Raw genomic sequence first — 20,625 nt, 5'->3', positions numbered from 1 at the left:
GCACACCGTCTGCGGAACCCAGACTGCGCCGTTCAGCGGTGGTCCCCACTGGTGCACTGCCGGGAACTCATCCAGCGACGACGTCCGTGCGTCTGCTGGACGGTGCCCGCGCGGCGTGGCAGAGCTTTGGCGGCTCTGCCGGGCGGTGGAGAACAGTCCCAGCGGTCCTGTCGATCGGCCTGAGCACCGCGGTGCTCGCCGGCTGCGGCCCCGCGCACTCCGACAGCCAGCCGCGCAGCCTCACACCGACACCGGCATCGGCCCAGCAGATGGTGTACTTGCTTGAAAGCCTGCTTCCTCAGGGGAAGTATTCGGCGCAGCACGGGCAGGGGCAGGGTGGCAGGCCTGGGTCGCCGCCCTCCGCCGAGCTGATCCTCGAGGTGGGCGGGAAGGCCGCGAAGGTGACGGTAGCCCTCAACAGGTACCCCCTCCCCGTCCCCGCGCAGCTCGCGCAGTGCCCTGACACGGCTTACCATCCCTACAGCCAGTGCGCGCAGTCCCAACTGCCCGGCGGGGCACGGCTCGTACGGGACCAGTCACCGCGGGACGAGGACAAGCCGTCCGGCGGCAAGGTCCGCTCCGTGCTGCTGACCCATAAGGATGGCACGCAGGTCTTTGTGTCCGAGACCGGCGGTCTGGACGGTAAGACCGCGGCCGGCAACACGGCACTTCCATTGAGCCTTGAGCAGCTCTCGGCGATTGCCACCGACACGGCGTGGAAGCCCCTTCTCTCGGCGATGCCCGCACCGCGTACCGGAGGTCCCCGGACGGGATCGGTCTCGGAGATGACCGGAGCGCAGATCACCCACGTCATCAAAGAACTCCTGCCGGCGGGGCTGCATGCCGCGCAGGAGGGCGGGTCGCAAGGGTTCGGACACGTTGTGGTCGATGACGGCCACGGCAAGAGCCTTGTCGCCGTGAACGTCCAGCGGTGGAAGCCCGACGACGCCAACATGACAAAACTGTTCGAAAAGGCCGACACTCAATCCGACGGCACCCGCGTCACTGTCCGGAAGAGTCCTCCTTCTCAAGGAGGCAAGGGCGCGGTCGAGTGGAGCGTCGACACTTTCCGCAAGGACGGCCTGCGCGTCGTGATCTCGGCAGTCAACGCGGGCGCCTACAAGCTGCCAGCCAGCCGCACCGAACCCGCCCTGAAAATCGGGCAACTCCAGCAGATCGCCCTCGCCCCCACGTGGCGACGCGCCGGCTCCTGACCCCACGGCGTCCACGCACACGACAGGCGACATCGGGCCTTAGACCCGCTCGTCCCGGATCCATCGGCTACCGTGCGGTGCAGTGGAGGCAGGACGCGGGACTGTCCAATCAACGGCTCCGTCCCGTAATCGGCTCTGTCCCGTAATCGGTGGTGACGAAGTGTGGCCGAAATCGTCGGCATCGCATGCCCGACGTCAACTCACTTATGGGGACACTGTTTTCTGGGTTATCGGCACTGGCCGTTGAGAATGTGACGGGCCAGGGTGGGGCAGTCCGCCTATCGGCGTGAACCCGGCACGAGGCGGTGCTGTGCCCGAAGTGTGGGACGCCGACCGCGAAGACGTGCTCGACACGGGCTCGGACCTGTTTGTGGGTCCTGTTGCGGTCTTCTTTCCAAGCTGGGAGCTCGGTCTGGCCGCGGTCGCGACGGTGCGGGATGACGAGTCCGGTTCCCGGGTAGCCGCCGTCGGCGATCGTGAGGGTTCTGCCGACGGCGGCCTTGGCGCCGGACTCCTCCCATGCCTTGCAGTCGTTGCGGTTCCCGGCGAGTGGCCGGCCGACCACAACGACCAGGCGGGTGTCGGCGTCGATGACGACCTGGTGGTTGGTGGAGTACCGGTAGTTCTTCGACCGCTCGGCGATGGTGTGGTCGCGGGTGGGGACCAGGGTGCCATCCACTATGAGAGTGGTGTCCTTGGCGAACCGCTTGCGGGGCCGGAGCACGGGCAGGGGTCCGATGTGGTTGACGACTCGGCCAGCCGTGGACTTCGGGACGCCAAACAGCGGAGCGAGCTGCCGCAGCGTCAGATTGGTACGCCAATAGGCCGTGACCAGCAGCGCCCGGTCCTCCAGCGGCAGGCCCACGGCCGGCCTCGGTGGACCAGATCTGCTTTGTCACGCCGCAGCGTGGTCAGCAGCTTGCCGAAGCAGCGCGGGCTCAGCCCGGCGAACGGGCTTATCCAGGACGGCTCTGCTGCCGTGATCCCACTCGCCACATCGTGATCATCGCTCAGCCGACCCAACACCGAGACAATCCCACAGCTACGCTGATCGGGGCAGTCCACAGTGAGCAAGACCCGGGGGAAACCGTGAACCGACCGCTGCTGTTCCTCGACGTGGACGGGCCGCTCAACCCTTACGCAGCCCAGCCGGAGAGGCGCCCCGACGGCTACACCACACTCAGAGTTCCCCGGAACGACGCCCATGAGGACGACAGGGGCCTCTCGTCCCGACGACGCCCCCTACGTGTCTGGCTCAACCCAGAGCACGGACGAAACCTGCTCCAGCTCGGTTTCGAGCTGTGCTGGGCCACCACGTGGATGGACGACGCCAATCGGTGGATCGCACCGATCATCGGCCTTCCGGAACTACCCTTCGTCGACTTCGGCGACGCCCTGCTCCAAGAACGCCCCGATGGAGTCCACTGGAAGACCGAACCGCTGGTCAACTACGCCAACGGCCGTCCTTTCGCCTGGGTGGACGACGAGCAAAGCGAGCTGGATCAGACGTACGTGACCGCCCACCACCAAGGGCCCGGGCTCCTGCACCACGTCAACCCGCGGATCGGCCTACGGGAGAACGACTTCCGCGCACTCGCCGACTTCGCCCGGTCCCTGGCCACCCCACGAACCACCGGCTGAGCACCTCACCCGCTCTTCAAGCTCCGCCTTACTCGGAGCCAAGATCTTCGTGGGACAGCCCTTAGGTAGGCGGCTATGAGGAACGAAACAGGAGCGCGCAAGTGCCCACGTCCTAGCATGAAAAGACAACCCTTCAGTCGGGGTCGGGCGGAGTCAGAGCGGTTCGTAGCCGGAGAGCTCATCGCGGTCGGCACCCTCTGCGTCTGCGCCCTCGGGCTCGTCGCGATCGTCGTGAAGTTCGCGCTCAGACGAACTCATGTCTTTGCCGACATTCATGAACAACCCTCAGTTACCGTGTCCCGGACAAACACGGTCCGCCTGCGAGTATGAGTTCGGCAAGCGGCGTGAGCGATCGGCCAAAATGGGCTAAAGAATGCGTGGACGTGCAGGAATGAGTCCGCGCCGATCAGACGCTCCCCGCCTGTGTCACGTGCACGGCCAGCGCCGTTCTGGATGTCACCCCGTATTTGCGCATGGCCGACTTCAACTGCGTCGTGACGGTGCTGGGTGACCTCGACAGCTCAACCGCTATCTGACGGTTCGTCAGCCCTCGCAGCATCAGCCGCACCACCTCCACCTCCCGTGGCGAAAGCTGATTTCCGTATCCGTGCCGTCCGCCGCGTCTCTCGCCCCGCGCGGCAGGTGTGCAGCGCTCGACGCCCTCCTGCGCCCGTGCCGCTGCGTACGGCCTCGGCAGCTGCGACCATGCCTGGGCCGCGTTGCCCCACGCCCGCGCCGCCGCGTCGAACTCTTCTTGGCCCTCGGCGAGCACCGCGCGGCACTCCTGCAGTCCCGCATGCGCAGCGGGCGCGTGCTGCCCGTTCAGCCCGTCCTGGAACGCGGTCACGAGGCGCTCCGCCTCCGTATGCCGCCCGGCCGCCGACAGTGCGGCCACTCGCACGGGTGCGACATCTGTCGCCCAGAACCAGATGCTCTTGCGCATGACCAGACGGATGGGGTCCTCGGTCAGTGCGAGTGCCTCCTCGGGCTCACCCGCGGCGAGTTTGAGCCGTGCCTGTGCCGCGGCGGGCTCCAGCCACAGGCCGATGGCGCCGCGGCGTTCGCCCTCCTCCCGCACCGTCCGCAGCAGATCTTCGACCTCCTCATCCGCGCCCGCCGTCGCCAGTTTCACCTGAGCCACCACCAGCAGGGCCTGCAGCCGGCACAAGGGCTCTTCGGCCACGTCCGACCACTGTCCGGCCCGCTCGGCAAGTCCCTGCCACGCCCCGGTCAAGTAGTCGAGGTGGAGGAGCGTCACTCTTGCCAGGTCTGCGAGCAATTGGTACGCGTGTCGCCCCGCGACGTCGACGGCGCTCGTCAGCCGCCGCCGGGCCTCCGCGTACCGTCCCCACCGGATCGCCGCATCGCCGATGTTCAGTTCGGCGCGCCCACGTTGGAGGGCCAGTTGTGGTGTCGACTCGTCGTCGCCCAGTTCATCGGCGAGCACCCAGCCCGATTCCTCGCCGAGTTCGAGCAGTGCGGTCGTGCGGTTGACCAGCAAGGACAGCCGCTCATGCGGGGAGAGCGCCGCACCGGCGGTGAACTGCCGGGCCCGCTCCAGCCAGCCCAGATGGGTCTTGGCCGGCCATGTTCCGCTCAGCACCGGATATCCGAGCGCGGTCATCGCCCAGGCGCCGGCGTACGTCCCGTCGACGAGGTCCGGTATCGCCGGCTCCAACTCCGCCGCAGCGGCGGCGTACTCACCGAGTTGGATGAGGATCTGAGCGAGCTGGCTGCGCACTTCGGCGCGGTCGCGCGCGCTGAGCCGGTTTGTTTCGAGGACGGCGCGCAGTGTGGCGAGGACATCCGCACGCCGGGTGTAGCCGGTGAACGCCTGGAACGGCATCTTCCGCACCAGTGAGGCGATCGCTTCCGCGGGGAGCCCCGGTTCGTTGATCAATTCGTGCAGAAAGGTGAGGGCGGTGACGTGGTCACCGGACGCGAGGGCGATGTCCGCCGCCTGCTCGGCGTACTCGCACCACCGCATGATTTCGCCGGCCTGACGGAAGTGATGGGCGAGCCGGTCGACGGGCCGGGGCCGGGCGGTCTCAAGCAGCGCGGCGGCGCGGCGGTGGGCGGCGCGCCGTTCGGAGGCCGACGTCCGGTCATACACCGTCCGGGCGGCGAGCGTATGCCGGAACGCGATCCGGCCCGAACCTGAGCCGTCCTCGACCAGCAGGCCACTGTCCACCGCGTCGGAGACAGCTGATTCGATCACCATGGCGGCGGCGGACCCCCAGGCCGGTGCGATGGCGGAATCTGCCGGACGGGTCGTCCGGCCCTCGATGCCCGCATCCTGACCGCTCCCCGCCCCGGTCAGCCCGCTGACCGTCCCCAGCGTTGTCACCTCCGCCGGTTCGCTCAGGACGGCAGCGGCCAGCAGTACCCGCCGGGCGTCGGCCCCGAGCCGGGCCACTCGCTCGGTGACGGCGTCCCGGATCGTCGGTGGCACGGCGATCTCGTCGAGGGTGCGCCGCATCCATTCGCCGTCCCGCCGGACCAGGTCGGCCCGGTCCCGCAGCAGTCGGACGCACTCCTCCAGCGCGAGCGGCACGCCCTCGGTACGGTCGTGCAGGAATGTGGCGAACTCGGTGGAGACGTGTTCGTCGTCCAGCATCGACGACACGAGCTCCGCGGTGTCCGACACCGCGAGTCCGGTCAGGCCGACACGTGCGTGGCTGATCCCCGCACCCGTCGGTACCCGGGAGGACAGGCGCAGCAGCAGGGAGTCGGCGGCCACCTCCTCGGGTCGGCAGGTCATCACCAAAGTGAGCGGGAACGGCTGCCGGGAGGCCAGGAACAGCAGGAACTCCAGCGTCGCCTCGTCCGCCCAGTGCACGTCCTCGACGACCAGGACGTCGATTCCGAGACGGTCCAGGAGTTCGGTGAAGGCCCGGATCAGCCGATGCCGGGCGGCGCCGGCATCGGCCAGTGGCTCCGGCGCGGACGGCAGACCGTCCGCCCATTCAGGGAACAGCGGCCGCAGGGAACCGGCCAACGCCGACAGTCCGAGGTCCGCCACATCGGCGCCACTCGGTGCGGCCTGCCGGGCGGCGTCAACGATCGGGCCGAGGGTCAGCGCCTCGCGAAACGGCGGGCACACCGCCATCAGCGTGCGCGGACCTTCGGTGGCGGCCGCCGCCAAGGCCTCCTGCACCAAGCGGCTCTTGCCGATGCCCGCCTCGCCCTCCACCAGCACAAGTGCGGGCGATTGCCGCAGCGCGTCCGTCACACGCCTCAGTTCCATGTCGCGTCCGACAAAACGGGGGCGGCGGCTTACCGGTGATGTCGCCGGTGCGGTAACGGATCTCAAGTAGCGCTTCCAAGGGTTCGGCTGGTGGCTGGTCAGCAGCTCGACGGGCTGTCCCGGTGTGCGGGGCTCTTGGCGTGCAGCTGGTCCACAGAAGTCGTTCCGGGCGGGGCCGCCGGCTGCGGCCCCGCCCGGCAGGGTTGTTACGTCAGGTGACGTCAGCGCAGGCCGAAGGCCCGGGTGATTGTCTGCGAGACGCTGTTGTCGGCACTGTCCTTGGCGGTGACCCGGAGCGTGACGAAGCGCGCGGACTTCGGCGCGTGCAGGGCCGTCCGCCATCCGTCACCCTTGTGGCCCAGCTCGGCCCCCTGCCAGGTCGCCCCGTCGTCGTATGAGACCTCGAGCGAGGGCTTGCCGATGGCGGCTGTCGTGCCGGACAAGTGGGAGGCGGTCACCGTCAGCTGGGTCTGCCGGTCCGCCCGGCCGGCCTTGTCGGTGTCCACGCCGTAGTCGAGCTGGATCAGCGGTACGGGCTCGGCTTCAGCGGCTGCGGAGGTGAAGTTCCACTCGGTCAGCGTGTGCGTCGAGTAGGGGTTGGCCCAGGCGCCACGGTCGTTGTCGACCACCACCCGGTAGGGCAGCCGCTCCGGGGCGAGCCCGAACGCCACCGCCTTCTCGGCGTTGCCCCACATGAGTAGCTGATCACCCTGGTAGAGCCCCACCCAGTCCTGGACGTCGAAGTTGTTGTAGGCGTTGCCGACATGGCCAGCCCCGGAGTCCCCCCAACCAGGCACGCGGATGATGAGGTTGTCGCCGTAGCGTGTCGGTGGATTGATGTACGAACTCATCCGGGGCCGCTGGATCGGGCCGAACCAACTGACCTTGTCGGTCTTCCCCGCCAGGTAGTGGAGGGGATTGAGCGACTGCTGCGTGGTCTCGCCGTAGGTGCCGGCTTCGTCCACCCAGTCCGTGTCCCCGGTGACCCAGTCGGTCCGCTCTCCCTGGGCGGGCGCCGGGAATGCCCTCCAGGTACCGCCCCAGCCGTCCGAGATGTCGTTGCGGTACTCGTACGCCTTCCCCGGCCGGTAGTTGCGGAACGAGACGTCGACCCGGGCCAGGTCGCTCGGCTTCACCCGCCAGGTCGGGTCCGTCGGAACGGCGCCGGACCAGTGGTGCACCACGTCGTAGAGGTAGTCGGTGGTGGGATGCGAGGTGACCTTCAGCTCAACGCTGCCCCGGCCGAGCGCGTCGATCAGGTCACCGCCCTGGTCGGAGTTGAGCGTCGCCACCGTCAGCGGGGCCGGGCTCTCAGTGCTGTCGGCAGGCTCGTTCCAAGGCTGCAGTCGGCCGATGCCATCGTTGACGACCAGGAGCACCCGTGCGCCCGCCGCCGCGGCAGTCTTCGCCTGCTCCTCGATTCCGATGGCGTCGCTGCGCCGTACCACCACGGTCTTGCCGCGGACATTCCTCCGGGCCAGGTCCTTGGTCGTACCCTCACCGGCGAAGATCGCCGTCAGCTTCCGGGTGCCGGCCGGAAGCGGCCTGGCCGCGCGCTTGACCAGCAGATCGTCGTAGCTTTCCGACCCCCTGCTCACGGTCAGCGCCGGCTGCTCAAGACGGAAGCGGGCGCCGAACTTGAACCCGTCGGTGGCTTTCTTGTCGGTCGGGAGCGCCCAAATGCTGTCGTAGGCGTCTACATCTTGTTCCTCCGAGACAGACCCGGGCATGAACGAGTCGGCCGCCGAATTGCCGCCGCCGAACGACTGGCTGACGTCCATCCGCGACAGGACCGCTGTGGCCCCACTCGGCACGTGTGCCTTGACCTGACGAGCCTTCCGGGCGTCCAGGGTGATGGTCCGGTCTTGGTCCAACTGGACGCCGGTGAAGGGGAGCAGTGCCAAACCCAGCGAGTGGGGCCCGTTGGCCCCCTGCACGTTGGCACGGAGCCATCCGCTGTAGGTACCGGTGGGCAGTTGGTGCGCGCTGCCGGTGCCGGATGCGTCGAGCGTCACCGTCGGCATGTTGTGCTCCGAGACGATGGTGACCTGGCCGGAGAGCGGCTTGCCCGAACGGTCCTTCGCGATGATGGTCAGGTCGTGCCGCTGTCCCTCCCTGACGGCGCCGATCAGGGTCCGGGTACGGACCACTCCGGCGCTGTCCGTACCGGTGATCATGCCGCTGACCGGCTGGAAGGTCGGTATGCGGTCCAGCGCCGCGGTGAGGGTCACCGAGGTGGTGCCGTGCGCGGGAATGGTCACCCGGTCATCGGAAAGGGAGAACCCCTCCGCCGCGACAGCAGCGTTGATCGCCAGGTCGAGGCTGACCGGGGCATCGCCGGCATTGGTGTACGTCACCTTCTGGACGTCGGTCTCTGCGGGCTTCGTGGGCCATGCGTGGAAGCCGGAGTAGGCGCTGGCGGTAGCGAAGACCGAGGCGTGCACTGCCGCCAGGGCGTCGAGCCGTCCACTGCCCGCCTGGTACGGGGTGTACGAAGGGGTGGCCTTGGTGCTGCTGACCAGCGCGTCCTTCAGCTGCGGGCCGGTCCAGTCGGGGTGGGCTGCGGCCAGCAGCGCGGCGGCGCCGGCGACGTGCGGCGTCGCCATCGACGTGCCGCTCATCGTGGTGTAGTAGCCGGAGCCGACCGAGCTGTCCTTGGAGCGGGCCGCCAGGATGTTGACGCCGGGGGCGGTGATTTCGGGCTTCAGCCCTCCGTCGACGTTACGCGGGCCCTGGCTGGAGAAGTCGGCGAGGTGATCCGCCGAGTCGACGGCGCCGACGGTCAGCGCGGAGTCCGCGGCACCGGGGCTGCCGATGTTGTGCGGGCCGGCGTTGCCCGCCGCGACGACGAACAGCGCGCCGGTCTCGGCGCTGAGCTGGTTGACCGCCTGGCTCAGCGGATCGGCGCCGTCGCCTTTGCCGCCCAGGCTCATGCTGATGATCTTGGCTTGCTGGTCTCGGGCGGCCCATTCCATGCCCGCGATGAGCCAGGACTCCTGCCCCTGGCCCCTGCCGTCGAGCACCTTGCCGACATCCAGCCGGGCACCGGGGGCGACGCCCCGCTCCTTTCCGTCGGAGGCGCTGCCGGTGCCGGCGATCGTCGAGGCGACGTGGGTGCCGTGGCCGACGTAGTCGGTCATCTCCTGCTCGCCCGGCACGAAGCTGGCGGTGGCATCGAACTTCCCGACAAGGTCGGGATGTTCGGCGTCCACACCGGTGTCGAGCACTGCGACCTTGACGCCCTTGCCGGTGTTCCCCTGCGCCCAGATCTGCTGCGCGCCGATCTGGGCGGTCGAGTCGGCCAGGTCGGCCTTCACCTTGCCGTCGAGCCAGATCTTGGCGATACCACCCGCGAAGGCCGGGTTCGCCGATCGGGCCGCCGCGGCGGAACCGCCGGTGAGCGCGGACCAGAACGCCGACGCCTGCTCGCGGCTCTCGGCGACGCCCGCACCTTGAATGCTGGCCAGCCGGCGGCCGACGGTCGAGCCGGCCACCTTCGGCTGGGTCCGGGATTTGGCGGCGGCGTCGGTGTAGCGGACGATGAGCGGCAACCGTTTCGCGTGCGCGTCGTCGTAACCGTCAGCAATCAGCTGCGTCACGTTGAACAGCTGCTTGTCGAGCTTCCCCGCGCTGACGTAGGGCAGAGCGGCGTCGGGGTAGACATACGTCGAGCCGTCGATGACTGAGCGGTGGAAACCGGTGGTGGTTCCATTCGGGCTCTCGAAGGACCGGACGGTGGTGCCGTCGGCGGCGGTGCCGATCGTGACCTTGTCACCGGTGATCAGGGTGACGCTGTGCGTGCCGCCGCTTCCTGCCGGCTCGTGAACGGCCCCGACGGACGGCATGGGACTGATGTCCGCCGGTACCGCGGCGGTGGCTGGTATGACCCCTATCGTCAGAGCGGCGACCGCGGCAAGCGCGATCGGCCCTGGCCGGGAAATGGGAACGTTAGGCAAGGAGACCCCTCGGGTGAGGTGAAACGCAAGAGCACGTACGTTGTCGGGCGCCCTCCGCGACCACCTGGGGGTTCATGCATCGATCACGCACCCGGGCCCAGGGTTGCATCGGTCATTCGACTGCATGACCAACTCGTGGCTGCTCAGGTACCCGTGCGCCGTCGACTCCTGCTGACTGTGCGCTCACCCTCACCTGTGAACGCTACGATCTCCACCTGATTCGTCCTGGCCCGAAAGGCGACATTCCAGAAGGATCACCGCAGACCGTCCTGGTCTGCTGAGGGGTCTCACGTATTCCGGACAGGCGCGTGACCGTCCATGTCAAGCGCGGGATTCGCAACTTGAAGTCGCCCCTGATCGTGGACAGCGGGTGCTTACGCTGCAGGGGCGAGGCCTCGTGTCGTCAGTGCCCTAGTTTCGAGCGACGCCCAGCTCGGAGCCGGGGAATCACCGGCCGCCCCGGATGTCGGCGATGTGTGCGTCCACGTCTCGACCTCGACCTTCCGGAAGGCGGCGATCCGTTGGCGAGCGAGTGCAGCCATTTCCGCTCCTGCCTCGATCGCGGTCACTGAGCAGCCGAGCAATGCCAGCGAACGCGTCGCCTGACCGCTACCGCAGCCCACCTCAAGCACCGACGACCTTTCGTCCCTGCCGGTGACGGTGACGAGGTCCGCGAACAACTCGTCAGGATAACCCGGCCGAACCCGGCAGTAGAGCTCCGGCACCTCGTTGAACACCCGCCCGAGGTCACGCTGATTCGGGCTTGCCATCGCACCATCCTGCCGAGACGTCGCCGACGTGCCGAACCCGGGAAGGAACCGGCGAAGCGCCGCACAATCCCGTCCCTAACTCTGCGCCTTTGTCCGGTAGTTGCGGGTCACATCACAGGGTTCGGTGACGCCATTCACCTCGGCCGACGGCGCCAGGATCTGGGTGAAATACGGGATCGGGTAATCCTGCGACGGGACGGTGTGGCGCGCCACGTCAGCGGCCGGTATGGGTGCGGTGGTTTTGGGATTCCTGTCCTGTCGGCCAGAGCGCTGCGTCAGCAAGGTATCCGACAGTGCGGAGAGCACGCACGTGGCTCAGACCAGGCCGGATGAGGTTACCGGCCAGGAGAGGGTGTGGTGCGGATCGCATCGGTGAGCAGATCGAGGCCGGCCCGACAGGCGGCTTCCTTCGGGACGGGACACACGTAATTCCTGGCAGTCCACGTCGCACTGACAGTGTCGCGGCGTCGTGCGGGCGACGCGTGTCGCTAATGAGACATGTCGCAGGTACGACACCCGGCACTAGTGACGATTCAGGCACTGTCAGCCAATCCTTTCGGAGGGTTTTACCTCTAGCCGTACGCATCGTGTTTTTACAGCGCAGTAATCGCCTCCACAGCGGCCACATATGGCCTATCCACGCCGTCAGTTCCAACCGGGCAGCGCCGAACGCCCCCTACCCAAGCTGTTCGCCGGCCGCCATCCAGTGGCCGCCGCAGAAGGAGTCCGAGTGAGACGATCCCCTCGCAAGTCGGTCGCAGGCGCGCTGATAGCTGGCGCAACGGTGCTCGCTGTCACCGCGTCGTCCGGCACCGCGATGGCCGGTACGCCCCAGGCGCACGCCAGTGCGGTCCGGGTCCAGCCCCGGGCAGGCGCACTGCCCGTCCAGCTCTCAGCCGCGGAGCAGGCGAAGCTCCTCGGAGCGGCTCTGGCTGACCGAGCGGCCACCGCCCGGTCGCTGCACCTGGGAGCACAGGAACAGCTGGTCCCCAAGTCGGTCCTCAAGGACGCCGATGGCTCCGTGCACACCCGCTACGAGCGCACCTTCGCGGGACTCCCGGTCCTCGGCGGCGACTTGATCGTGCACACGGCTGCCGACGGGACCTCGAAAGGGGCCGACAAGGCCACCAACGCGCGCATCAGCGTGCCGAGCACCAGCGCGACCCGTTCCGCCGCTTCGGCGAAAACCCTCGCTATCGGCCGCGCCAAGGACAAAGGGGCCACCAGCCCGACGGTAACCAGCTCCCGCAAGGTGGTCTGGGCGGCCTCCGGAGCCCCGGTCCTGGCCTGGGAGTCCGTGGTCGGCGGCCTGCAGGACGACGGCACCCCGAGCCGGCTGCACGTCATCTCGGATGCGAAGACCGGCGCCAAGCTGTTCGAGTATCAGGGGATCGAGACCGGCGCCGGCAACAGTGAGTACAGCGGCAAGGTCACCTTGGGGACCACGCTGTCGGGCTCGACGTACAGCATGACCGACAACACCCGTGGCGGACACAATACGTACGACATGAGCCACGGCGGCTCGGGTACCGGCACCCTGTTCACCAACTCCACCGACACCTGGGGGGACGGCTCGCCGTCCAACGCCGAGACCGCCGGTGTGGACGCCGCTTATGGCGCGCAAGTCACCTGGGACTTCTACAAGAACGTGATGGGCCGCAGCGGCATCCGCAACGACGGTGTCGCCGCCTACTCCCGCACCCACTTCGGCGTCGGCTATGAGAACGCCTTCTGGGACGACGGCTGCTTCTGCATGACCTACGGTGACGGCGCCGACGACAACCACCCGCTGACCTCAGTCGATGTCGCCGGCCACGAGATGAGTCACGGCGTCACCGCCGCCACGGCGGGTCTGGTGTACGGGGGTGAGTCCGGGGGTCTCAACGAGGCGACCTCGGACATTTTCGGCACGTCGGTCGAGTTCTACGCCGACAACGCCAGCGATGTCGGCGACTACCTCATCGGCGAGAAGATCGACCTCTATGGTGACGGCACCCCGCTGCGCTACCAGGACAAGCCCTCGCGGGACGGTATTTCGCCGGACAACTGGTCCCCCGGCCTCGGCAATCTGGATGTGCACTACTCGTCCGGCCCGGCGAACCACTTCTTCTACCTGCTGTCCGAGGGCAGCGGCGCGAAGGTGATCAACGGCGTCAGCTACAACAGCCCCACCGCCGATGGTGTGGCGGTGCCCGGCATCGGCCGGGAGAACGCCGCCAAGCTCTGGTACAAGGCCCTGACCGAGCGCTTCACCTCCACCACCGACTACTCGGGCGCCCGTACCCAGACCCTGCAGGCCGCCGCCGACCTGTGGGGCGCCGGCAGCGCCACCTACAAGACGGTCGCCGACACCTGGGCCGCCATCGGCGTCGTGGCCCGCGTCACGGTCACCAAGCCGGCGGACCAGAACACGGTCGTCAAGACCCCCGTGAGCGTGCAGGTCCAGGCGGGTAGCAACAATCCCGGAGCGCTGACGTACTCTGCCACCGGCCTACCGGCGGGTCTGTCGATCAATGCGACCACGGGCCTGATCTCCGGCACGCCGACGGGTGTCGGCCTCAGTACCGTGACGGTCAAGGTCACGGACTCCTTCAAGGTCGCCGGCTCGGCGACCTTCGGCTGGGGTGTCTCCACGGCCGGCGGCAACGTCTTCACGAACACCACCGACGTGCAGGTCCCGGACGCCGGCGCGGCCGTGTACTCCCCGATCAAGGTCGCCGGCCGGGCGGGTAACGCGCCGAGCACCCTGGCGGTCGGCGTCAACATCGTGCACCCCTACCGCGGTGACCTGGTCGTCGACCTGGTCGCCCCGGACGGCAGCCTCTACCACCTGAAGAAGTCCAACGGCTTCGACTCGGCCGCCAACGTCGTCGCCACCTACACCGTCAATGCCTCCGGTGAGACCGCCAGCGGCACTTGGAAGCTGAAGGTCCAGGACGCGTACCACCTGGACAGCGGCCACATCAACAGCTGGAAGCTCACTTTCTGAGTGGTGCCCCGTCCCCAGCCGGACAGTGCTGGGGATTCCAGCCCGACCATTCCAGCCATACGAGAGGTATCTGACCCATGCTCAAATTGCGCCTGAAGGCGGCAATATCAGCGGGATTGATGCTGGTTGCCGGAGCCGTGCCAGCCGCGTTCGGGGCGCAGCTGGACCGCACCGGGACCGCCACCCCGCCCACCGCCGCGCCGGCGGCCCACTCCGCGACCGTACGGCTGGTGACTGGCGACCGGGTGACCGTGACGACGCTGCCCGGCGGCCGGCACACCGCGTCGGTGCAGCCCGGCCCCGGACGCGAGCACGTCCCCTTCCGGACGCTGGAGGGGGACGACAAGGCACTGACCGTGATGCCGTTCGACGCCCAAGGGCTGGTGTCCGCAGGAACCCTGGACCGACGCCTGTTCGATGTGACGGCCCTGATCGCCGATGGCTACGACGAGGCACACTCCACCGCGCTGCCACTGATCGTCTCCTCGCAGCCGGTGCCGTCACGGGCTGGAGCCAGAGTCACGGCGCAGGCGTCGAAGGCCGCCACGGCCACGGCCGACCGGCTCGTGGCGCTCAAGGCGGCCGCGACCCCCTCTCGCGACCTGGAGAGCATCCACGCGCGATCGCTGCGGATCGCCGACCACGACCTGGGCACGTTCTGGAAGACACTGAACCCGGGCGGATCTTCGGACGCCGCCCGCGCGGCGGTCACCCCGCGGATCTCACTGGACGGCAAGGTGAAGGCGCTGCTGGACCGCAGCACCGCGCAGATCAACGCCCCCACCGCGTGGAAGGCGGGCTACGAGGGCCAGGGCGTCAAGGTGGCCGTGCTGGACACCGGCGTTGACGTCACTCACCCCGACCTCGCCGGGCGCATCACGCAGGCCAAGGACTTCTCCGGCAGTGGGAACACCGGTGATCACTTCGGCCACGGCACGCACGTCGCCTCGATCGTCGGCGGCAGCGGCGTGGCGTCCAGCGGGACCCGCCGCGGTGTCGCCCCCAAGGCCGACCTGCTGATCGGCAAGGTGCTGGACGACAACGGCTTCGGTGACGAGTCGGGCATCATCGCCGGCATGGAGTGGGCGACCGACGAGCACGCCAAGGTCGTCAACATGAGCCTCGGCGCGTCCATCGAGACCGACGGCACCGACCCGCTGAGTGAGGCGGTCAACACCCTGACCGCCTCCACCGGCACGCTCTTCGTCGTCGCGGCGGGCAACGACGGCCCGGGGACGTCCACCGTCGGCACGCCGGGCGCCGCCGACGCCGCGCTGACCGTGGGGGCCGTCGACCGTGACGATTCCCTCGCCCCCTTCTCCAGCCGGGGCCCGCGCTTCGGCGACGGGGCGGTCAAGCCCGACGTGACGGCCCCCGGCGTCGGCATCGTCGCCGCCCGCGCGGCCGGCACCACCCTGGGCGACCCGGTCGACGCCAACTATGTCTCGCTGTCCGGGACCTCCATGGCCACCCCGCACGTCGCCGGCGCCGCCGCCCTGCTGGCCCAGCAGCACCCGGACTGGCAGGCGCAGCAGCTCAAGGACGCCCTGACCAGCACCGCCCACGTGGTGCCTGGCACCAAGGTGACCGAGCAGGGTGGCGGTCGCATCGACCTCGCCACGGCCATCGGCGCGGTCATGGCCACCGGCTCCGTCACCCTGAACCCGCTGTACATCGGCGGCGCGGCCCGGCGGCAGCAGACCGCGACCATCCACTACACCAACACAGGCGATCAGCCGCTCACCCTCTCCCTGACGGCCGGCCTGGCCACCGACACCGGCAGAGTGCTCCCGCCCGGAGTGGTCAGCCTGGGCTCCAGCACCGTGCAACTGGCCGCCGGCGCCACCGCCGACGTGCCGCTGCGCACCGACGCGACGCACGCCGTCCGCGGCAACTTCTACGGATACGTCACCGCGAAGTCCGCGGCCGGCGACGTGGTGGCGCACACCACGGTCTCCCTCGTGGTGCACGCCCCGCAGCACCGGCTGACCGTGGTCGTCCGGGACCGCAACGGCCAGGTCGTGCCGGGTGCGCTGCCGAACATCTGGAGCCCCGCCGGCTGGGCGCAGTACACCGACAGGGACGCGGCGGTCGCCGTCGTCGAAGAAGGCACGTACTACCTCAACTCAGGTTTCTACGAAACGACTTCGGACGGTGACCAGGTGGGCGACGTCGTCGTCCCCGAGGTCAAGGTCACCAAAGACACGACGGTGACGCTGAACGCCGCCGATGTCACGGAGGTGAAGATCCGCACACCGCGCCCCGCCGAGCAGCACGGCGTCATCAGCACCATGCTGTACCGCCAGATCGACGGTCACGGCCTGCTCCAGGGCGCCCTGTACTTCGACACCGTCAATCATCTCTACGTCAGCCCCACCGCTCCGGTCACCGACGGTGCCTTCGAGTACACCTCGCGCTGGCAGATGACGGCCCCGCAGCTGCGGGCGAAGTTCTCCGGCAGCTCGCGGGGATTCACCCCGTACTACGAGCCGCTCTCCCCGGTCTTCGGGGACCAGGGCGCGCGGCTGACCGCCGTGGACGCCGGGTCGGTGACGGCGCCCGATCTCCGCAATGTGCGCGGCAAGCTGGCCGTGGCCCGGTATGCCTGGCCCATGGGCGACTATGCCGGGTTCTCGCGGCTCGCGGCTGAGGCAGGGGCGAAAGCGGTGCTCTTCGCCTGGGATCCGGCCGGAGGCGCCGCCTGGACCCGGTGGCAACCGGACGGTGACCGCCTGGAGCTGCCCTCGATGCGGACCAACTGGAAGAACGGGGGCGCCCTGCTGGATCGCATCAAGAAGGGCACCACGACGCTGGAGTTCTCCGGCACGGTGCACAGCCCGTATCTGTACGATGTGATGCCGGTCTCGAAGGGCTCCATCCCCCAGCAGATGGTCTACACCGTCTCGGATCGCAACACCGCGCAGGTCCGTGCCACCTACACCCGCACCGGCGCCTCGACCTGGGCAAGCGAGCAGCGGTTCGGATGGCGGCAGTACCAGGACACCGCATGGAACCAGTACAGCCGCTACGTGCCGGTGGGTCAGGAACGCCTCGAGTACGTCAGCAGCGACGCGGACACGCTGTGGAACCACACGGTGCACCACAACGTCGTCTGGAACGTCGACTTCGCCCTGCATGCCGGGTCGCAGGACTCCCCGCACACCTACCGGCCCGGTCAGCACACCACGGAGCGATGGTTCGGAGCGGTGGTCCGCCCCTCGATCCCGCGCGGCTTCGCCCTGAAGTCGGTGCGCAACGGCGACACCCTGTCGGTGTACGTGCCGGAGTTCAACGACTCCGGCACCGGACACTGGTCGTTCTCCGAGCTGCCGGCCTTCGGCGGCGGCGTCGGCGGCGAAGGCGGCGCCAGCACGGCCACGGCGAACAACAGCGGGCTCGACACGGTGCCCGACACCGCCACAGCGGTGCTGTACCGCAATGGCAAGCAGATCGCCGCGTCCAACAACGGTGCCTGGGGCAACTCGGAGGTGCCCCCGGGCAAGGCCACATACAAACTGGACTTGACGACGGCACGCGAGTCGGACGACTGGCACTTCGCCACCGACACGCACACGTCGTGGACGTTCCACTCGGACACCGCGGCCCGCGCGACCATGCTGCCCCTGCTCCAGCTCGACTATGTCGTACCGGTCGACGCCAAGAACGCGGTGGACCGGGCGCGCACCCACAAGATCGGCTTCAACGTCCGCATGCAGGACGGGATGCCCGCCCCGCGCGGGGTGAAGCTGAAGGTCGAGGCGTCCTACGAGGACGGGAAGAGCTGGACAACGGCGCACGCGGCGCGGCGCGGCAGCGACGGACAGTTCATCGCCAAACTGCTACGGCCGTCGTACATACACGGCGACGCGTACGTGACACTGCGGGTGACCGCAACGGACGCGGCCGGCAACAGTATCCAGCAGACCGTGGTCCGCGCGTTCCTGCAGCGCGGCGCCAAATGAGTCGCCGGCAACCACCGGTGACGTGAACCGTCCCGGCCTAAGGGCGGCGGTTGTCAGGGCCTTCGGATCCTGGCACCCGCCGCGTCGTCTGGCGACGCCCAGGATGCTCGGCGAGATCACCCCGGCAGGCATCGGCACGGGATCAGCCGCCACCATTAGCAGCGTCAAGTCGACCGCGCTCGCCAGCGCCTGCACGCCGGCCTTGTTCGGGGTTCCGGCGGTCAGAAGCGGAGTGCTTGGGTGACGCGTTGTTTGAGCTGCTCGTCGTGGAGGCTGTCGGTCTCGCGCCAGGCGGCGTCGCTGATCTCTTCGGTCTGTAGTTCGCCGATGTCGGCGGTGGTGTGGAAGAGGAAGCGGAAGTCGATGTGCTGGTGGGCGGGTTCGTCCTTGGCGGGGTTGGCGTCGATGGGGTGGATGTCGATGTGGAGTGGGGTGTCGCTGCGCGGGGTGACGAGGTGTGGCGGGATTCCGGTTTCCTCGGTGAGTTCGCGGCCGGCGGCCTGCAGGAGCGTCTGGTCGTCGGGCTCCAGGTGACCGCCGGGCAGAAGCCATTTTTGGGTTGCGTTGTGGAGAATGTGCAGTACGCGGTTGTCGGGGCCGATAAGGATCGCGCCGGCGGTGACGTGGCCGGGCAGCGTTTTCCGGCTGGTGAGGTCGTCTCCGTCGTCGAGCAAGCCAAGGACGGTACCGAGCTCGTGTTCGTCCTCGGGATGCTGGTCGAGGTAGGCGGTGAGGGTGGTACGGATGTGGTCTGCCGTGATGGTCATGGTGATCACCTGTTGAAGTAGGAGAGCTAGGTCGCCGCGATGGCTTCGCGGTCGGGTGCGGGGACCTCATAGATGCCGGGGGGCGAGGTGCCGCCCTGTGGCGCCTGGACGTCGCCCTGCGGGAGAAGACGCAGTGGATGATGCTCTACGAGTCTGCCGCACGGGCCGATGAGGTGCTGTGCCTGAACGTGGAAGACCTGTACCCGCAGGACAAGCGCGGCAGGATCACCGCCAAGGGCGGGGCGACCGAGTGGATCCCAGCGGGGCGATCGCGTTCTCACGCATCGCCACCTTGCGCGCCGGGGCGCTGCTTCTGGGCGTCGACGACGGCCCGCTCCAGCACGGCGGTGCATCCGACGACCGTGCCAGGCTTGATGGCGCCGACCTGCCTGACCTGGACACCGCGGCTGCCGAGATAGGCGTACGTCTTGGGGTCGAAGATCCATTCGGTGCGATCGCCGCTCTGCTGGTCGACCTGGGCCAGGGCGATGCCCTCGCGTCCTGCGGCGTCCTTGGCATGGTCCACCACCACAACCCCGGGGATCTTGCCCGCGGCCTGGTACAGCGCCGCGTTCAGCTTGGCCGGTGCGAGCTGCTCCTTGAGCAGGTCGCCGACAGTGGTGAATGCCTCCTGGTCCGGGGAGTTCCCCTGGCCCTTGGTCTCCTTGTAGATCTTCTTCAGCAGGGCGTCCGGGTCGGTGGGCAGCGTCTTGAGGTAGTCGTAGGAGGGGCCGCCCAAGGTGCGCTCGACGTCGCTGTTGAGGGCGATGCCGCCCTTGGACTGGTAACCGGGCTCGTCCAGCCAGCCCTGCTTGCCGTCGCGGGAATTCCATACCTCACGGATATGCAGGGGCTGGACCCAGCTCTTGGACTTGTATGCGTCGGTGTGCGAGACGAGGAGGGAGGAGACCTCGCTCTTGATATAGATGTACTGGCCCGGGCCGGGTTCGGGCGTCTTGCTGGCCGAGGCGGCGGCGGCGATGCGCTCGACCGTGGAGGCGAGCTGGGCAGTGCTGCCGGGCTCGATGCGGACGACTGGCGCTTCGACCGGGGGCGGGGTGGCCGCGGTCGTGCCGCTGCCCCCGGAACCCGTCAGCACGGTGAAGGCGAATGCGCCGGCCAGGGCGGCGGCGGTGACCGGGACACCGATCCGCAGGACACGGCGTGCCGGGCGGCGGGACGGCGCAGGGGCGGGTGCGGTGGGCTGGATCTCGTTCATCAGGTGCTCCTCGAGAAGCAGGTGACGGTCGAGCGACAGGTGCGGGTCACCGGGCGCCGGCAGCAACCGGGCCAGCTCCGCGTGGTCCAGCGACTCCTCACGCCGAGACTTCTTGCGGATCATCCGGACCTCTCCTCGTACGACTCGTATGACCGGGCCGCAGAAGTGCGGCCGCCCTGTACTTGTCCGTTGCGCGGTAGCGGTTCCGTGGGTTTCCTCAATTCTTCGTCGGGCAGCTTGGTCAGCCGTTTGCGGGCGCGGGACAGGCGCGAGCGCACGGTGCCGACCGGGACGCCGAGCACGGCCGCCGCCTCCGCGTAGCCGAGCCCGGACCACACACAGAGCGTGAAGACCTCGCGCTCGCTCCGGGTCAGCTTCTTCAGCACCCGCTGGGCGGCAGCCAACTGGTCGGCATCGGCTATGCGGCCGACGAGTTCGTCGGCGAAGTCCGGGACCGTTTCCTTGGCCGGCAGACGCTGCAGGGCCCGCTGGTGGCGGCGCGCAGCGCGGGTGGTGTTGCGCAGTACGTTCACGGCGATGCCCATCAGCCAGGGGCGCGGACTGTCGCCCTCGTCCCGCAGCTTGACGCGCAGCCGCCACGCCTCCAAGAAGGTCAAGCGAGACGATGTCCTCGGCGACGGTCCAGTCCCCGGTCACGCGCACCGCGTGCCGGTGGACCAGTCGGGCGTGGTCACGGAAGAGCTCGCGGAACGCCTCGGGGTCGCCTGCCCGTATTCGGGTGTGCAATGAGTAGTCCACGTCAAGCTTTGTCCAGACGGCAGGGCAGGTTCCCGTGGCGTGCGTCACACGGTCAGGAAACATGGGCTCCGCGGCCGGCTCGCCAACCAGCAGGCAGGGAG

At 68.6% G+C, this 20,625-nt stretch carries 10 protein-coding genes and 2 pseudogenes; 4 read left to right on the top strand and 8 right to left on the bottom strand.

Translation table 11 applies throughout. The annotated features are described in order from the left end of the window. Window positions 1-86: 86 nt before the first annotated feature. Complete coding sequence (locus ACIA8E_RS37980) at window positions 87-1,214, top strand: hypothetical protein (RefSeq protein ID WP_399305658.1); 1,128 nt, start codon at window positions 87-89, stop codon at window positions 1,212-1,214. 334 nt (window positions 1,215-1,548) lie between these two features. Here the strand turns inward: ACIA8E_RS37980 and ACIA8E_RS37975 are convergent. Further along, window positions 1,549-2,210: pseudogene (locus ACIA8E_RS37975) on the bottom strand (transposase); the annotation flags it as partial. 93 nt (window positions 2,211-2,303) lie between these two features. On the opposite strand from ACIA8E_RS37975, the gene ACIA8E_RS37970 reads away from it, so the two are divergent. Continuing rightward, window positions 2,304-2,855 (top strand): hypothetical protein, encoded by a 552-nt coding sequence (locus tag ACIA8E_RS37970; RefSeq protein ID WP_399305655.1) that lies wholly within the window; start codon window positions 2,304-2,306, stop codon window positions 2,853-2,855. A 406-nt stretch (window positions 2,856-3,261) separates the two neighbouring features. Here the strand turns inward: ACIA8E_RS37970 and ACIA8E_RS37965 are convergent, their stop codons facing one another. The 4 genes from ACIA8E_RS37965 to ACIA8E_RS37950 form a co-directional block, all read right to left on the bottom strand. Beyond that, window positions 3,262-6,168 (bottom strand): AAA family ATPase, encoded by a 2,907-nt coding sequence (locus ACIA8E_RS37965; RefSeq protein ID WP_399305652.1) that lies wholly within the window; start codon window positions 6,166-6,168, stop codon window positions 3,262-3,264. A gap of 155 nt (window positions 6,169-6,323) precedes the next feature. After that, a complete protein-coding gene (locus tag ACIA8E_RS37960) occupies window positions 6,324-9,947 on the bottom strand; it encodes a S8 family serine peptidase (protein ID WP_399305649.1) in 3,624 nt (1,207 codons plus the stop codon). Between the two features lie 485 nt (window positions 9,948-10,432). Further along, on the bottom strand, window positions 10,433-10,828 hold the full coding sequence (locus ACIA8E_RS37955; protein ID WP_399305646.1) for a class I SAM-dependent methyltransferase: 396 nt from the start codon (window positions 10,826-10,828) through the stop codon (window positions 10,433-10,435). Between the two features lie 75 nt (window positions 10,829-10,903). After that, window positions 10,904-11,134, bottom strand: coding sequence for a hypothetical protein (locus ACIA8E_RS37950; protein WP_399305643.1), 231 nt, complete (start codon window positions 11,132-11,134; stop codon window positions 10,904-10,906). A gap of 424 nt (window positions 11,135-11,558) precedes the next feature. Here ACIA8E_RS37950 and ACIA8E_RS37945 point away from each other — a divergent pair, with 424 nt between their 5' ends. Continuing rightward, the gene (locus tag ACIA8E_RS37945) at window positions 11,559-13,817 is read left to right on the top strand and encodes a M4 family metallopeptidase (protein WP_399305641.1); all 2,259 of its coding nucleotides are present in this window, start codon (window positions 11,559-11,561) and stop codon (window positions 13,815-13,817) included. Window positions 13,818-13,894: 77 nt separating this feature from the next. After that, window positions 13,895-17,779: a S8 family serine peptidase gene (locus tag ACIA8E_RS37940; RefSeq protein ID WP_399305638.1), complete on the top strand. Its 3,885-nt coding sequence runs from the start codon at window positions 13,895-13,897 to the stop codon at window positions 17,777-17,779. Window positions 17,780-18,000: 221 nt separating this feature from the next. Here the strand turns inward: ACIA8E_RS37940 and ACIA8E_RS37935 are convergent, their stop codons facing one another. The 3 genes and pseudogenes from ACIA8E_RS37935 to ACIA8E_RS37925 form a co-directional block, all read right to left on the bottom strand. Next, a complete protein-coding gene (locus ACIA8E_RS37935) occupies window positions 18,001-18,546 on the bottom strand; it encodes an NUDIX hydrolase (protein WP_399305636.1) in 546 nt (181 codons plus the stop codon). 277 nt (window positions 18,547-18,823) lie between these two features. Beyond that, window positions 18,824-19,888, bottom strand: coding sequence for a CU044_5270 family protein (locus tag ACIA8E_RS37930; RefSeq protein WP_399305634.1), 1,065 nt, complete (start codon window positions 19,886-19,888; stop codon window positions 18,824-18,826). Beyond that, window positions 19,885-20,524: pseudogene (locus ACIA8E_RS37925) on the bottom strand (RNA polymerase sigma factor). Before ACIA8E_RS37925 ends, ACIA8E_RS37930 begins: the two are co-directional and overlap by 4 nt. Window positions 20,525-20,625: the final 101 nt, after the last annotated feature.

The sequence above is a fragment of the Streptomyces sp. NPDC051664 genome, assembly GCF_044453545.1.
GTDB lineage: Bacteria > Actinomycetota > Actinomycetes > Streptomycetales > Streptomycetaceae > Streptomyces.
Note: the sequence above shows the minus strand (reverse complement) of the source record. Positions and strands in the feature narration are given on the sequence as shown.